This window comes from Sporosarcina sp. USHLN248 (assembly GCF_037144575.1).
In the GTDB taxonomy this organism is placed as follows: Bacteria; Bacillota; Bacilli; order Bacillales_A; family Planococcaceae; genus Sporosarcina; species Sporosarcina contaminans.
The window spans coordinates 155,462-171,173 of record NZ_JBBCZC010000001.1; the positions used below are offsets into that span (position 1 = coordinate 155,462).

The window sequence follows — 15,712 nt, forward strand, 5'->3', positions numbered from 1 at the left end:
GGAATTGCAAGGCTTTTTTTAATGGATAGCAGACTTGAAAGTCGCACCCAATGTTTCTTGCGTATTCATAATTGTAAGGAATGCGGAAGGGTCTACATCCCGTACTATTTGTTTTAGCTTAGAGAGTTCGAGACGCGTGACGACAACGTAAATGATGTCTTTTTCATTGTCATTAAATCCACCTTTCCCATGCAGCTTCGTAACAGTGCGTCCAAGGCGTTCATGAATTGTATCGCTTAACTCCTCATACTCATCTGACACAATAATAATTGCTTTCGTGTCTTCCAAACCTTGTATCACTAAATCAATTGCTTTAGATGCGATGTAATAAGTAAGGATAGAATACATTGCTTTTTCCCAAGACATGACAAACCCAGCCCAAGCAAAAATGAATATATTGAAGAACATAACGAACTCACCGACAGAATATGGAATTTTCCTCGTTAATAAAATCCCTAAAATTTCGGTGCCATCTAAAGCTCCCCCATTCCGTATGACGAGTCCTACTCCAGTACCTAATATTAAGCCGCCAAATACGGTAGCCAAAAGCGGATCAGTTACAAAAGGTCCAACTGGTTTCAACGGGAATTCAATGATTGCCAATAAAATAATTGCAACTGTGGATGAAATGAAAAAGTTTTTGCCGATATGTTTATAGCCAAAAAATAAAAACGGCAAGTTAATCACTAAAATGAGTATCCCAAACGGCAGCCCGGTTATGAAATTCAAAATAAGTGAAATACCGATTATTCCGCCGTCAATAACGGAGTTCGGTATGAGGAATAGCTCCAAAGCTACCGCTGCTAAAGTTGCCCCTAATGTAATAAAAAAATATCTTTGGATTAAAGAACGCAATTTTTCTTTTTTATGTTCTTTCTTCATAAAACGCTCTCCTTTGTATAGTTATCTGCGATATGCATAAAGCGTTATCATGTTTTTTAGTGTACCATTATCATTAATCACAACAAAGTATAAATTCTTCGTGTATGATTCATTGGATATTGCAGTTGCATGTTATCTTGCATTTTATTCACTCGATTTATGATTTAAACTGATCGGAAATTGCGATTGAGTGATACAATAGTTCAAGAATAGTAACGTATTGAAAGGATTATGAAAAATGAAAATTACTGAGATTGAAATCTTCGCGATTCATTTACCATTGCATGAACCATTCATTATTAGTTATGCATCTTATGACACAATGCCTTCAATCATAGTGAAGTTGACGACGGATAACGGGATGATCGGCTATGGTGAAGCTGTTCCGGATGATCATGTTACTGGCGAAAGCTTTGAAGGCACTTTCGCAGTATTAAAAAATACGATCGCACCGAAACTAATCGGCATGAATCCCGCACATATAGAACGGATCCATGAGCGAATGGATGCTGAAATTTACGGTGCCCCAGCTGCAAAAGCAGCGATTGACATTGCGTGCTATGATGTTGTCGGAAAAGCATTAGGAGTGCCCGTGTATGATCTGCTTGGCGGCAAATACCATGACGAATTCCCAATTACACATGTACTAAGCATCGGTTCCCCAGAAAAAATGGCGAAAGAGGCGGAAGACCGAGTTGCTGAAGGATACCGTTCATTGAAAATGAAAGTTGGAACGGATGTATTGGGAGACGTAAAACGAATTGAAGCTGTCCGCAAGAGTGTTGGTGAAGAAATTGCAATTCGAGTTGATGTCAATCAAGGATGGGTGAATAGCTCAAATACTTTAAAGGCTTTGAATACATTAGAGCACTGTTCCCTTGATTGGCTTGAACAGCCTGTGAAAGCGGATGATATTGACGCAATGGTGGAAATTAAATCGAAAACGCATGTGCCTCTCATGATCGATGAAGGATTGAAAGGTGCAAGAGAAATGCGTGAAATTATTGCAAAAAGAGCCGCAGACAAGGTAAATATAAAACTGATGAAATGCGGCGGTATTTACCCAGCAATGAAGTTGGCGCATATGGCTGAGATGGCGGGAATCGAATGCCAAATCGGCTCTATGGTTGAATCTTCAGTTGGATCAGCAGCGGGATTCCATGTAGCATTTTCTAAAAAAATCATTACGAGCGTTGAATTGACAGGACCGCTTAAATTTAGTGAAGACATCGGAAACCTTACTTATCACGTCCCATTTATCCGGTTAAACGAGCAGGCTGGATTAGGCGTTGATGTTGATGAAGAAGCATTACATCGCATGACTGCTTATTCGGAGAAAGTTATCGGATGACAAAACAATATGAGCTATTAAATGGCAAAATTGTCACGACCGCGTATTTGGATGAAAGTGCTCTAAAGGATTTACAAATACTCCAAAATAAAGTGATTGCATCTTTATCGAACCCGTCATCGTTACAGCCATTATCGGATGAAGAATTCAAATTTATTCTTCAAGGTAAAGGTGCAATTTTAGGTGCCTTCCATCACGATCAATTAATCGCATTCCGGGCAATTTTGCAGCCTGAAAACGACGAGGAGCATTTAGGCAAGGATGCGGGTTTGTCAGACGAGCAATTGCCGTATGTAATATACTCCGAAATATCAAATGTCGATCCAGATTATCGAGGAAACCATTTGCAACAATTGTTAGGCAAGCAAATAGTGCAATCAATCGACCGTGACCGGTATCATTATATTTGCGCAACAGTAGCGCCATTCAATATTGCAAGCTTAAAGGACAAGTTTTCTTTAGGTATGCATATCGTTGCTTTGAAAAATAAATATGGCGGGTTGCTGCGATATGTTTTTATGAAAAACTTATTAAAGCAGGAGATGGCTGTAAGAGAAATACAAGAATGCAAGTTCGTTGACATGTCTAATACTGAATTGCAGCAAACTTTATTGGTAGATGGCTGGATTGGAACGGGTATCGAAGAGTCTAATGGAGGCTGGATGGTCTGCTATGAAAAAAGATGAGAGCGTCGTACGGGCGGTCTCATCTTTTTGGAAAAAATATAGATTCACAAATGAATCGCTCGATAATGGTTCTTAACTGCTCGAAATAGGAAGCCAACCTCTCGAATCCTTGTCGCCGCGCTCGAAGCTGACACCAACCGCTCGACTACCAAGCCAACAAGCTCGAAGCTGCCGGGAGCCAGCCCAAACAGTCTATAAAACCATTCGAAATAAAGTTAGAGTTGATAGATTTGATTCAAACAATAGGGCAAAAGCTTTCAAAGCTGCTGATAATAATTCTGAAAAATGCTATTGCCCAAAACATTCTAAAGTGGTACAATCGAATTCCGTCTTTATTATCCCCAACATCTCACCAACAAGAAGCAGGACGCAAATAATACACAAAATGGAGGACCTGTCTATGCAGAAACATCCTGATTTTGAGTTTGAATTGCAGCGGCTTGACTACACGAAACAGTACATGCAGAAACTTTTGGAAGAGTCTCAACGTGATGTAAAATCCTCGCAAGATGAAATTCGCCAAGCAATGGCAGACTTGGACTACTTAGATTCCAGTATGAGTTATATTAATATTTTGACGAATGCGCGTTTTTTTGAAATGGCACGCTCTCAAAAAGAAGGTTTGGAGGCGATTCGGCAGAAACCGTATTTTGCCCGTATCCATTTCCAAGCAGAAGGGGAAAAGGACGAATTCCTTTATATCGGGAAAACCTCTGTTTTTCATCAAGAAACGCAGGAGCCGATCATCGTCGATTGGCGGTCACCGGTTGCGAATGTCTATTATGATGGCAGGTTAGGTGATCTTACCTATAAGGTAAGAGATGAGGAAATTAACGGTCATCTTTTTTCGAAGCGCCAGTATAAGATTGAGGAAGGCGAATTATTGGATGTCCTTGACATTGATTTGACGACAAATGATGAATTGTTGCAGGATGCGCTTTCCGGCAAAGCCGATGTTAGGCTGACAGAAATTGTGTCGACGATTCAAGCTGAGCAAAATGAAATTATTCGTGCAAACTTGAAACAGCCGATTATCGTACAAGGTGCGGCAGGAAGTGGTAAAACAACGATTGCACTTCATCGGATTTCCTATTTCCTCTATACAATGGGGCCACTCGATTTTCCTCCTGAAAAGCTTATGATATTAGCACCTAATAAACTATTCATCGAATATATTAGCGATGTGCTTCCAGAATTAGGGGTAGGGAAAATTTGTCAAACGACATTCACAGAGTACATCTTAGCCTCCACAGGAATTAAGCTGAAAGTAAAAGGTTCAAATGACACATTAGAGCAATTGATGGAGAACGACATAATCGACGAGAATACGCTTTTCATTTCCCGTATGAAAGGTTCATTGGAATATCGGGAAATTATGCAAAGATACGTTGAAATGATTGAGCATCGTACAGCAAACCTATTTGAAGATGTGTACATAGAAAAATATAGAATTATTAAGGCTTCAAGATTAAAAAGATTATTTCTGAAAGATTTTCGTTATTTGCCGATTGAAAAGCGTATTGAACGGATTAAACGTATTATGCAAACCGAGGTGAATCGAAAAAGAAAGCAATTGTACAAACTTTTATCGGATAAATATGAGGAAGCATTGGACAAAGCTTTGTATGGCATTCGGGACGATGAAAAGCGAAAATCGATGATTACTAAAATTATGGATGAACGGGATACAAGACTTCCTTCGATTGAAAAGGAAGGTAAAAAGACAGTTGCAACGTACTTCCGCAAATTTAAAAAATTCAATGTGAAAAATTTGTATAGAGAATGGTTGACGGATCCACAATTACAGAAAGAATTATCATTCCATTGGTCTGATGCCGATCGGGATGCTTTTTTGGCTGCTCATCAAGCTGAAATCTGGGAAATTGAGGACTTGGCCGCATTGTATTATTTGCATGCGAAGCTTAAGGGAATAGCGGATGAATGGAAAATGCGCGTCGTGTTCATTGATGAAGTACAGGATTATAGTTATTTTCAGCTTGCAGCATTACAGGATGGTTTGGAGACAGATATGTTTACGATGGTTGGCGATCTAGCTCAAGGGATCCATAGCTATCGGGCGCTCACCTCATGGGAACCGGTCAAAGAATTGTTCCCCCGTGCCACCTATACGACTTTGCAAAAAAGTTATCGGACAACGATTGAAATTATGGAGTTGGCCAATGAAGTTCTTGTAAAGATGGATGAAGATTTGCCTCTCGTTGAACCTGTCGTGCGACATGGCATCGCACCAAAATTTTATCAGATGGAAGCGATCGATCAGGAAAAAATATCGGTCATTTACAATGAAATTATCGAACGAGGACATCGTTCGGTAGCATTACTATGTAAGACACATTCAGAGGCAAAGAAAATCTATAAACAATTGAAAAAAACAGAAATGCTCGTTCAATTATTGGAAGAGGAATCGGAAATTGATGGGGATTGCCTATTGATCGTACCTAGTCATTTATCGAAAGGGCTCGAATTTGATGCGGTGTTGATCGCAGATTTCGAAGATCCATTTCGGAACAATCCGATTGATCGTAAATTGCTCTACGTTTCGATGACGAGGCCGATGCATGAATTGCATTTGCTTTCTTCATCTATTGAAAAAGTGATAAAAGGATGAACGGGAGAGAGGCCATTGATTCAAATTGCAGCGTTTTGGCGAATGCCAGATGAAGAAATAATGCAGGGAATATTAAACGTGCATGATGAAATCTTTCAAAATGCGACCGATTTGGAAAGAAAAATAGTAGAGAAACATAACGTCTTAGTCATTGCTGCTGTCGATTCGGGAAAAGTAGTTGGCTACAAAATTGGTTACGAACAATCTCCGGGGCGCTATTATAGCTGGTATGGCGCCGTCCAAGAAAAGTATAGAGGGAAGGGCATCGCCTCTAAGCTTATGAAAAAGCAGCATCAATTAATTGCTGAGGCAGGCTATTCAATGATTGAAACGAAAACAAGGAATAAATGGAAGGAAATGCTTATCCTTAATATTCAACACGGGTTTGATATAGTCGATACTTTTGTCGACAGTGATGGCATTCATCGAATTACTATGGAAAAAACGTTGTAAAGCTATAAAATCGAGTACGATTGACCGTCTCCTTTGGCAATGGGGATGGTCTTTTATAATTTATTCTTATCACTTTTTATAAAAACATTTGAATTTCCTTATGGAGTTGACAGCGTATAATAGAAGTATGAATGGAGGTGCTCGGATGGAATGGGTAGTACTTTACTTTATCGGATTTATTGCTACGACTTTGGGAACGTTGGCAGGGGGAGGTGGTTTAATCAACTTGCCAGTCATGCTTTTATTAGGTATTCCAATCCACTCAGCAATCGGCGCAAATAAGGTTTCGAATACAGTTAGCTCCTTTTCAAGCTTTTTCGTATTGCTAAAGCGAAAGCGGATTTCCTTGAAGGATTGTATATGGATTATGCCGCTTAGTTTGGCAGGTGGTGCAGCGGGAGGGCTTATCGCGACGAAACTGTCCGGACAGCATTTATATATACTCGCCATTATTCTTTTGCTGTTTGCATTTATTACATCCTTCTTAGGTAAAGGAGATTTCTCAGGAGAGGAACGATTGAAATTAGGAAAAGTGAGCATTCCCGGGCTATTTGGCATCGGTATGTATGATGGACTTTTCGGACCCGGACAAGGCACACTCATGCTGTATTTGTTCAGTTACTTAAAAATATCTTATATCCAAGCGGTAGGCTACGTACGGTTTGCAACCTTTTTTAGCTGTTTAGGTGCAGCGGTTACGTATATTGCATCGGGAAATATTATTTGGCCATTAACAATTGCGCTTCTTTTAGGTTCTGTAACGGGCGCTCAATTAGGAGTCCGTATCGCGGAGAAAATCAATCCAAAATACGTCAAACCGATATTACGTATAGTGACGATTGCGTTAATCATACAAATCGTCATCGAAAACGTTCATATTTAAAAAAGTCTTCGTCAGAACCAAGCAGTTTTTTTAAAAAACCGAAAAATGGAAGAATCCATAAAACCAGAACGATAAGGATGCGCTCAATTCGAGTTTCCTATGAACGTTCTGGTTTTTCTTTAGGTAAAACAGTTTTCCCTCGTCTCTTGTTTATTGAACAAAGATAGCGGAGCGTTGTTTTGGGATTTGAAATGAAACGATTGTCCCTTTATGCAATTCGCTTTCAATTCGAATGCTTTTTCCGAATAGCTGTTTAAGTCGGCGATTGGCGTTGCCAATACCAATGCCATATTGATGTTTGTTTGAGCCTGATAGAAGTTCCTCTATTTTTTCGGCTGTCATTCCAATACCGTTATCTTTAATGGAAATGATATCGTAGTCTTCATAATTCGAGACCGAAATTGTAACTGTGCCGCCTTCTTGTTTATTTAGAATGCCATGATTCAAGGCGTTTTCAACAATTGTCTGGATCGTAAGCGGCGGAATCAAAATGTCTGAAAGATTTTCTAAATCATAAACAACTTTGAGCCGATTGCCAAACCTTTCTTTTTCAATATAAAGATAGGAACGTACGAGATCGAGTTCATCTTCAATTGGAATTAGACTGTTTGTATTGTTCATATGGAAACTTCTATGCAAATAGTTTCCAAATTCATGCAGCAACGCAGTCATGCGGGAAGAATCCATTTCACCTAATGACGCAATCGTGTTTAACGTGTTATAGAGGAAGTGCGGCTTTATTTGAGCTTGCAAATAGGCTGCTTCCAAACGGAATTGCTCTTGAATGGCTTGATTTTGTGTAAGTAGAGCATGAACACGGGCTTTGAGTTCAAGAGCATTTGCCGGTTTAGTTACGTAGTCGTTTGCTCCTGCAAGAAAACCCGCGTAAATATCCGTTGCTTGGTTGCGAGCCGTCAGCAGCAAGATTGGAAGCTCGGCAATTGTAAATTGCTTGCGGATTTCCTTGCAAAGTTCATAGCCGGACATTTGCGGCATCATAACATCAGAGATGACTAAATTCCAATTGCCGCTTTCAATCAGTTTTAAAGCCTCTATTCCATTTTCTACGGTTTTGATGTGATACAGTTCTGACAGCATATTGCTAATCACTTTCAGATTAACCGGATCATCATCAACAATTAGGATGTTCCCTGATAAGTTGACTTGATCAGCTGTAACCTCTGTTTCACCCTTTACTTTATTATCTACAGAATTTTTTGGTTGAGAAATCGGCTGCACTTCAATTAAAGGTGCTTCGCCGATAGATAACGGCAATATGAAAGAGAAGGTAGTTCCTTTGCCGATTTCTGATTGAACCGAAATTTTGCCGCCATGCAGCTCGACTAATTGTTTAACAATATTTAAGCCGAGTCCGATTCCTTCATGGCCTGTCGTTTCAGAATGCGTATAACGATTGAAAATGCGCTCCATATCATACGGACTCATTCCAATGCCTGTATCGGAAATAAAAATAGTCGCTTCTTTCTGATTATGAGTGGCATGTATTGTAATGCTTCCTTCATCAGTGAATTTAACAGCATTATGCAGTAAATTGAAAAGGATTTGGACAATCCTTCCTTCGTCCGCTTGAACAGGCGGAAACGTTGTCGGTATATCGATTGTAATCTTTAGTTTGTCAGTGTTTTTCATGAAACGGATCATATCAACGACGCCCGAAGAGATACTTTGAATATTGACTGGTTTTTTGTTTAATTGAACACGACCTTCATCCAATCTGCTTAAATCCAATAGATCATTTAAAGTGAAGGCCATACGATTTCCGATCTGAAGCAGCAGTTCCAAATTCTCTTTCTCTTTCTTAGATAGATTGGAAGATTTATTTTCAAGCATCGTCTGGGCGATATTTAAAATGCCGTGTAAAGGGTTGCGTAGCTCATGTGACGTGTTCGCTAAAAAAATATCCTTTTGGATATCTGCTTCTGCTAGTTTACTATTTTGCTCACTATTTTCTCGAACGACTTGCATATGGCGCCTGAAAAGCAATAATGCAATGACAACTATTGAGACAATATAGTCGACTGGATAATATGGAATATTAATTACCCTCGTTTTAATGGCAGTACCCCAAGCGCCATTTGAAATAAAACAGAACAGATAAAACAAAATAAACACTCCGTCAATATTTCCTTTTCGAATCGATGAAATAGTGGGAAATATGAGCCGCACGGCAATAAACGCTGCATAAATAATTAAAAGCATTATCATCGGTAACGAATAAAGTGCTGGAGTTGTCAATAAAACAATTGATAATGGAATGAATAGAATGACCAATACGTTTGAAACCCTCGATTTTATTTTAAAAAGGGCATTAATGAGTTGTAAGGTTGATAGCAATAGACTGATGAGAACCGTAATGAGCAGTTTAATGTAAAGGTCATTTTCGATCGGCAAATGCAATAAAACATGATCGTCTATTAAAATGACAAAGCCATTGAGGAAAAGCATTAAACTGAAATAGAGCAATTCTTTTTCATAGTACCCTTTTCCAATGAGGAAAATAGCGATTGCATAAAAGCTATGAATAAAAAAAATCATACTGACGAGCAATTGCAATGCTTGAGAAAAAGATGTATCCTTTGCAATTGCTGGCTGTAAACCGAAGTGTATGGAATCGATCAAACCGCCTGAAATTTTATTGTCAAAGTTGGAAACTTGAATACTTAAGTCAATTTCTTTCTCGTCTGTTGAAAAAATGTATGTCATCGGACCTTGCTTTTTTATTTTTTTGATCGGTTGTTGATCAGCATTATTCTCTTTATTTAGTAAAATTCCATTGACATAAATATTAGCGAAAGCTTCCACTTTTTTTAATTGGATGCCATAAATCGTTTCTTCCTGTTCTGGCAGCAAGATTTTGAGTGTATATGTGCCATAGCCTAACGCATTTTGATTGTGTGGATGTAGTTCGTTTTTCCAATTCATCGGCACCTTTATATATTGTTCGTTTAACCGGTTAGTAGATAGATTGTCAATGACGAATTCTGAAGGATAAAACGCCCATTCACCATTTAATGATATCGTTTCTCTTTCTGTTAATGTTTCTCCGCGCAAATCAACAATCCCTTTTTCGGCTATCTGGTGGTCAGGAGAATTGAAGTAAAAAAACCACCCAATTCGCAATGACAATATGCATAATAGGAACCCGATTATTGTAAAGAAGATTTTTTTAGTAGGAACATCATTTTTTGAAATCAAAGCTTTTAATCCCCCAACATTATCTCAACTGAAAAGTGATCGTTTCCTCATACTTAGGATTTTTTGATGGATGAATTGTAAATAAAGAAAAATGATCAACTTGAAATTGAACGATATCAATTGCTTCTTTCTCTATTTGAATACCTACGTCACTTTTCCGTTTTTTCGCAATTGTAATATGTGGCGTATAGGGTTTTTTATCCTCCAACCCGACAGCTTCTTTCACATTACTGGCGACTGTTCGTTGCAAATCGGATAGCTCATCGGATGGGCTGATCGAACAGTAGACGACCCGCGGATCTTTCGGTAAACCAAAATAAGAAAGTCCATCAACAAATAAATTGAAGCTTTCATGATTTTCTGCAGTTCTTTGCAACATTGACTGCAAAGAGGGAAGTCTGTCTTCTGAAAGTGCACCGATAAAAAATAGGGTAATATGGAGGTCATCCAAATGTGGGATGACTTTATAGGATTGTGGCAGTTTATACTTTTCTCTTAATTGTACAACTGTTTCTTCAATGGCTGTCGGGGCTTTTATGCCGATAAAAAAATGACGATTCATTCTGATTTGCCTCCTCGCTCGATAATGGTTTCATTATAACCAATGTATCTCTTTTATAGCATCTTTTCATTTTTAAAAGTCGGAATTTTATTTCGTGTATAATTAAATTTGAAGGGAGAGGTCGTAAATGGTCAAGACAATTATTTTTGACTTGGATGATACATTATTATGGGATAAAAAAAGTGTAGCAACCGCATTTGAAAAAACGTGTAAAGAAGTAGAAGGGCAAATCGATGTAGAAGCTACTCGCTTGGAGAGTGCAGTGCGCGAAATGGCGAGGAAGCTTTATGCAACGTATGATACATATGCTTTTACACAAATGATCGGCATAAATCCATTTGAAGGGCTATGGGGGACGTTTGACGATGCTGGCGAAGGCTTTAAGAAAATGAATGCGATGATTTCTGAATACCAACGCTCTGCATGGACAGAGGGACTTGCGAAGTTGGGCATTCGTGATGCTGAATTAGGAGAAAAATTATCTAAAAGGTTTATCGAACATCGCAAGCAATCACCGTTCGTCTATGATGAAACGTTTTCCGTACTGGATCGGTTGAAAGGGAAATATCAATTAGTGCTATTGACGAATGGGGCACCTTCTTTGCAATATACCAAATTGGATGCTGTACCAGAACTATCGACCTATTTTGACGAAATTATCATTTCAGGAGACTTTGGCATCGGGAAGCCTGATGCAACGATTTTTCAACACGTGCTTTCATTGACAGACACAAAAGCAAATGAGGCGTTGATGGTCGGAGACAATTTACTAACGGATATTTTAGGGGCAGCAAGCACCAATATAAAAACTGTATGGATTAACCGGGAAGGGAATGGCCCGCATCCAGATATTATTCCGGTATATGAGATCGATCATTTGGAGAAATTATTCGATATTATCGAAAAAATTAGAGGCCATCATTGAGGCCTCTAATTTTACAAATCAATCGCTTTTACCGCAAAAATATCTTCCAATGCAATCAGCCTTTCAATTTCTTCGGGCTGCACAACATTATCGACAGTCAGCATCATAATGGCATCGCCGCCGGCAGCTGATCGGCCGACTTGCATTGTTGCAATATTAATGTTTTCCATCGCTAAAAGTGTACCTACTTTTCCGATTGCACCAGGCTGATCTTTATGTTCAATATATAGCAAATGACCTTCCGGTACGATATCAACGACATAATCATCCACTTTAACAATTCGTGCGCCTAACCCATTCAATAAAGTTCCGGCAACACGGTGTGTCGTCGTTGCCGTTAGTAACTCAACGGTTATTAAATGCAGGAATCCTTTAGCGGTCGTTGTTTTATGTTCATTTACTTTTACTCCGAAACGGTCCGCCATGAATTTCGCATTGACATCATTGACGTGTGACCCTAAATTTCGCTTCAAAATTCCTTTCACTGTATTTCTTGTTAAAGCCCGGACATCATAATTGGCAAGCTCCCCAGCGTATTTAATATTGATTTCTTCAACTGCTTCATTGGTCATCCTTGATAAGAAAACACCCAATTTTTCGGATAGATCGAAGAACGGCTCAATCTTTGAAAGAACATCTTTTGAAACAGATGGCAGGTTGACTGGATTGCGTACTGGATCGCCATTGAAAAATGCGACGATATCATTGCTTACATCAATCGCCACACTTTCTTGCGCTTCAACAGTGCTTGCCCCCAGATGCGGCGTAGCAATTACTTGCGGCAATGTGAGCAATTTATGATCGAGAAAAGGTTCTGTTTCAAAAACATCTAACGCAGCGCCAGCTACCTTGCCGGAAACAATCGCATCGTATAATGCCTCTTCGTCAATGATGCCGCCGCGTGCACAGTTGATAATTTGAACACCGTCCTTCATTGCAGCAAATGCCTCTTTGTTTAATAAATGCTTAGTTTCTTTCAGTAAAGGTGTATGGACGGTAATGAAGTCGGCAGCACGTATGACGTCATCCACTGTTCCAAAATCGATGCCCATTTTCTGCGCTTTTTCTTTCGTCAAAAATGGGTCATACGCAATGACGTTCATCCGTTGCCCTTTTGCGCGCGCTGCGACTTCTGCTCCGATTCGTCCAAGCCCGATGATTCCTAAAGTTTTATTTTTCAGTTCAACGCCGATGAATGTTTTTCGATCCCATATGCCATTTTTCAATGCATTGAAAGCTTGTGGGATTTTTCTTGCAAGAGCGGTCAACATCGCAATTGTATGCTCTGCAGCTGAGTTTGTATTGCCATCGGGTGCATTGACGACAATAATGCCGTGTTCTGTAGCAGCTTCCAAGTCAATATTGTCAACCCCGACACCTGCGCGGCCGATTATTTTTAGCTTTTCAGCTGCCTCGATTACTTTCCGAGTTACCTGTGTTTGGCTTCTAACGATGAGCGCATCGAAGTCTTTTATTTTTTCAAGCAATGCATCCTCATTTAATCCAGTCGCTACTTCAATTTGGATATTTGTAGCCTGCTGCAACGGATAAATTCCGTCTTCGCTGAGCGGATCGCTAATCAAAACTTGAATTGGCATTTATTTTCCCGACCTTTCTTTACATAAATTTGCTGAGCCGCAGCTACACCTGCGCCTAATTGAACTTCCTTGCCGATCCTATTCATGCCGATTTCCATCATGGCAATTGTTTGAAGAACATCGGCAGGCGAACAAAAACCCATATGACCCACTCTGAAAATTTTGCCTTTTAAATGTTCTTGGCCTCCCGCAACAGAAAGCCCAAACTGTGATTTGATCGTTTTACGGAACAACTCTGCGTCAAAGTCATCTGGCTGAACTGCCGTAACAGTCGGAGAAGCATCTTTATCTTCTGTCAAAAGTGGAATATTCAGTGCACGGAAAGCGGCTCTTGTCATGTCCATCATCAATTGATGGCGTGCGTACACTTCCTCCAGCCCTTCTGCTTCTAATAAGTTCAAAACTTGTTCAAGTCCAAACAATAAAGAAATGGCAGGGGTAAACGGCGTTGTATCTTTTTCATAGTTATTCTGATATTTAGTGAGATCAAAATAAAAACCACGGTTTGGATTTGATTCGATTACATTCCAAGCACGTTCACTAACACTGATGAAAGTCAGCCCTGCAGGCAGCATAAATGCTTTTTGAGAACCGGTTACAACGATATCGATTTGCCACTCATCCATTTTTGTTTCAACGCCTCCTACACAAGAAACGCCGTCTACGATAACGAGTGCATCTGACACTTCCCTGACGATCGCACCTAACTGATCGATCGGATTCAACACACCAGTCGATGTCTCACAATAGGTAGCGAAGACAACTTTTATCTCCGGATACTGTTCCAAATAACGTGTAACTTCTTCCGGATTAAAAGCTTTGCCCCATTCATAATCCATACGATGAACATGAATCCCATATGCTTCACAAATTTTAGCGAATCGCACACCGAAAGCGCCTGTAACGATGACAAGCACTTCATCGAGAGGACGGACAGAATTGACAACTGCCGCTTCAAGCCCTGCAGTGCCGCTGCCTGCAACAATAAGTACATCTTGTTTAGTGCCAAACACCTTATTCAGGCGAGGTTTAATGGATTGCAGTAATTCCGAAGTTTCTATGCCGCGATGACCAATCATCGGCTGGCTCATTGCTCTTTCCACACTTGGTGGAATTGGCGTTGGTCCTGGAATGCGTAAAAATTGTTGATCGAATAACATAAAATCTCCTCCTCAAAATAAAATAAAAAAAGCCTTTCATCCCCTTGCAAAAAGTTGCAAGGGGCGAAAAGCTTGATAAGCTTACGCGGTGCCACCCTCATTCACTGCTATTAATCGCAGTCTTCGTTCAAATGCGTAACGTGCATGAATCGGATAAGCCTACTGAAAAAGTTCAGCTTATCAGCTCGGGAGTGCTGAAATCCATAGAAAACGCTAATTTTCACCAACCATTAGCTCTCTGAAGAATCCTTATTGGAAAACGTATCTCCGTCACAACAGATACTTTATTGAATTTTCAACTATCATAGCATACATAAAACGTTTGTCAATGGCATAGTTCGGTATTTCGTTGAATAAACATTAGATTTCAAAGTAATTATTATGAAAACCCATCCAAAAACGAACAAAAATCATCATTTATAAATAAACATACGTTACCAAATAATGGAATAAAAAAGCTTTTCACTCCTCGCCTAAAAAAGCAAGGGGCGAAAAACACGCGGTGCCACCCTTTTTTGCTGTAAAACAGCCTTCATTGATGCGTAACGTGCATGAAGCGGATGATCATACTTCAAGTTCTGATCACCTACTCGGAAGTGCTGCTTTCCAAAGAAACGACTGATTTTCACCACCCATCAGCTCTCTTAACATTCCATTTGAAAAGATTGTCTTCTTCATCGTAGTTAATTAAAAAATATTATATAGTATGATACACGTTTTTTACAATAAGTCAATCACTAAATTAAATATTTTTTATTTCATACATAAAAATCGACTTTCATCACAAAATAAAATTGGCAAGTAAAGATACATGGAAAAGAGGAGAACAAAATGGGTATTTTAAATGGCAACCCTAAAGAAGAGCCGTTGCATTATGGAGAAGTAATTGGCTGCTGGGCATATGTTGGAGCGAATAATGGCATGATTAGTGGGTATGAAGCATTCATTAACCATGCAGGGGACAAAGATCTGATCGACTTGTTGAAAGAAGCTGTTGATACGATGAAAGCTGAAAACAAGGAAGTGCAAAGAGTATTAAAGGAAAATGGGATAACACCTCCACCATCGCTGCCGGAACGTGGCAAGGCAAGTGCAGAGGATATTCCGATGGGTGCGAGGTTCATGGATCCTGAAATTTCAGCTGCAGTTTCGATCAATGTCGGGCAAGGACTCGTATCTTGTAGCCAAGTGATTGGTCAAAGCATTCGCGAAGATATAGCGATGATGTTTGGCAAGTTTTTAACTGACAAATTGGCGTTTGGAATGAAGTTGTTGAATATGAACAAAGAAAAGGGCTGGGTGATCCCGCCTCCATTGCATATGGAACCACAAAAGAAGGATTAAAACAGAGGAACAGTCGGTAAGAA

The 15,712-nt window shown here is 39.6% G+C and carries 12 protein-coding genes and 2 other annotated features; of the genes, 7 read left to right on the forward strand and 5 right to left on the reverse strand.

Features of this window, described 5'->3' with window-relative positions; genetic code table 11:
- Positions 1-18: 18 nt before the first annotated feature.
- Entirely contained in the window at positions 19-882 is an 864-nt protein-coding gene (locus WFH04_RS00710) for a YitT family protein (RefSeq protein ID WP_336822123.1), read from the reverse strand.
- A gap of 238 nt (positions 883-1,120) precedes the next feature.
- Here WFH04_RS00710 and WFH04_RS00715 point away from each other — a divergent pair, with 238 nt between their 5' ends.
- The 5 genes from WFH04_RS00715 to WFH04_RS00735 all read left to right on the forward strand — a co-directional run bounded on the left by WFH04_RS00715 (position 1,121) and on the right by WFH04_RS00735 (position 6,884).
- Positions 1,121-2,233 (forward strand): mandelate racemase/muconate lactonizing enzyme family protein, encoded by a 1,113-nt coding sequence (locus WFH04_RS00715; RefSeq protein ID WP_336822124.1) that lies wholly within the window; start codon positions 1,121-1,123, stop codon positions 2,231-2,233.
- Positions 2,230-2,919 (forward strand): GNAT family N-acetyltransferase, encoded by a 690-nt coding sequence (locus WFH04_RS00720; protein WP_336822125.1) that lies wholly within the window; start codon positions 2,230-2,232, stop codon positions 2,917-2,919. The genes WFH04_RS00715 and WFH04_RS00720 overlap by 4 nt, the downstream gene beginning before the upstream one ends.
- A 400-nt stretch (positions 2,920-3,319) precedes the next feature.
- Positions 3,320-5,548 carry an RNA polymerase recycling motor HelD gene (gene helD / locus WFH04_RS00725; protein ID WP_336822126.1) on the forward strand — a complete coding sequence of 743 codons (2,229 nt, stop codon included), beginning with the start codon at positions 3,320-3,322 and terminating at the stop codon, positions 5,546-5,548.
- A 15-nt stretch (positions 5,549-5,563) separates the two neighbouring features.
- Positions 5,564-6,001, forward strand: a complete 438-nt coding sequence (locus WFH04_RS00730; protein ID WP_336822127.1) for a GNAT family N-acetyltransferase — start codon at positions 5,564-5,566, stop codon at positions 5,999-6,001.
- A 145-nt stretch (positions 6,002-6,146) separates the two neighbouring features.
- A complete protein-coding gene (locus WFH04_RS00735; protein ID WP_336822128.1) occupies positions 6,147-6,884 on the forward strand; it encodes a sulfite exporter TauE/SafE family protein in 738 nt (245 codons plus the stop codon).
- 150 nt (positions 6,885-7,034) lie between these two features.
- Here WFH04_RS00735 and WFH04_RS00740 read toward each other — a convergent pair whose 3' ends face one another.
- Together WFH04_RS00740 and thpR are read right to left on the reverse strand one after the other, a co-directional pair.
- Complete coding sequence (locus WFH04_RS00740) at positions 7,035-10,100, reverse strand: hybrid sensor histidine kinase/response regulator (protein ID WP_336822129.1); 3,066 nt, start codon at positions 10,098-10,100, stop codon at positions 7,035-7,037.
- A gap of 19 nt (positions 10,101-10,119) precedes the next feature.
- Entirely contained in the window at positions 10,120-10,662 is a 543-nt protein-coding gene (gene thpR, locus WFH04_RS00745) for an RNA 2',3'-cyclic phosphodiesterase (RefSeq protein ID WP_336822130.1), read from the reverse strand.
- A gap of 127 nt (positions 10,663-10,789) precedes the next feature.
- Between thpR and WFH04_RS00750 the strand changes: the two genes are divergently transcribed.
- Positions 10,790-11,587 carry an HAD family hydrolase gene (locus WFH04_RS00750; RefSeq protein ID WP_336822131.1) on the forward strand — a complete coding sequence of 266 codons (798 nt, stop codon included), beginning with the start codon at positions 10,790-10,792 and terminating at the stop codon, positions 11,585-11,587.
- An 11-nt stretch (positions 11,588-11,598) separates the two neighbouring features.
- Here the strand turns inward: WFH04_RS00750 and serA are convergent, their stop codons facing one another.
- Complete coding sequence (gene serA, locus WFH04_RS00755; RefSeq protein ID WP_336822132.1) at positions 11,599-13,185, reverse strand: phosphoglycerate dehydrogenase; 1,587 nt, start codon at positions 13,183-13,185, stop codon at positions 11,599-11,601.
- On the reverse strand, positions 13,167-14,345 hold the full coding sequence (locus WFH04_RS00760) for a pyridoxal-phosphate-dependent aminotransferase family protein (RefSeq protein WP_336822133.1): 1,179 nt from the start codon (positions 14,343-14,345) through the stop codon (positions 13,167-13,169). The genes serA and WFH04_RS00760 overlap by 19 nt, the downstream gene beginning before the upstream one ends.
- Positions 14,346-14,401: 56 nt before the next feature.
- Positions 14,402-14,628, reverse strand: a binding site (T-box leader).
- A gap of 198 nt (positions 14,629-14,826) precedes the next feature.
- Positions 14,827-15,032 (reverse strand) — a binding site (T-box leader).
- A 144-nt stretch (positions 15,033-15,176) separates the two neighbouring features.
- Between WFH04_RS00760 and WFH04_RS00765 the strand changes: the two genes are divergently transcribed.
- A complete protein-coding gene (locus tag WFH04_RS00765) occupies positions 15,177-15,689 on the forward strand; it encodes a DUF3231 family protein (RefSeq protein ID WP_336822134.1) in 513 nt (170 codons plus the stop codon).
- The last annotated feature ends 23 nt before the right edge of the window (positions 15,690-15,712 follow it).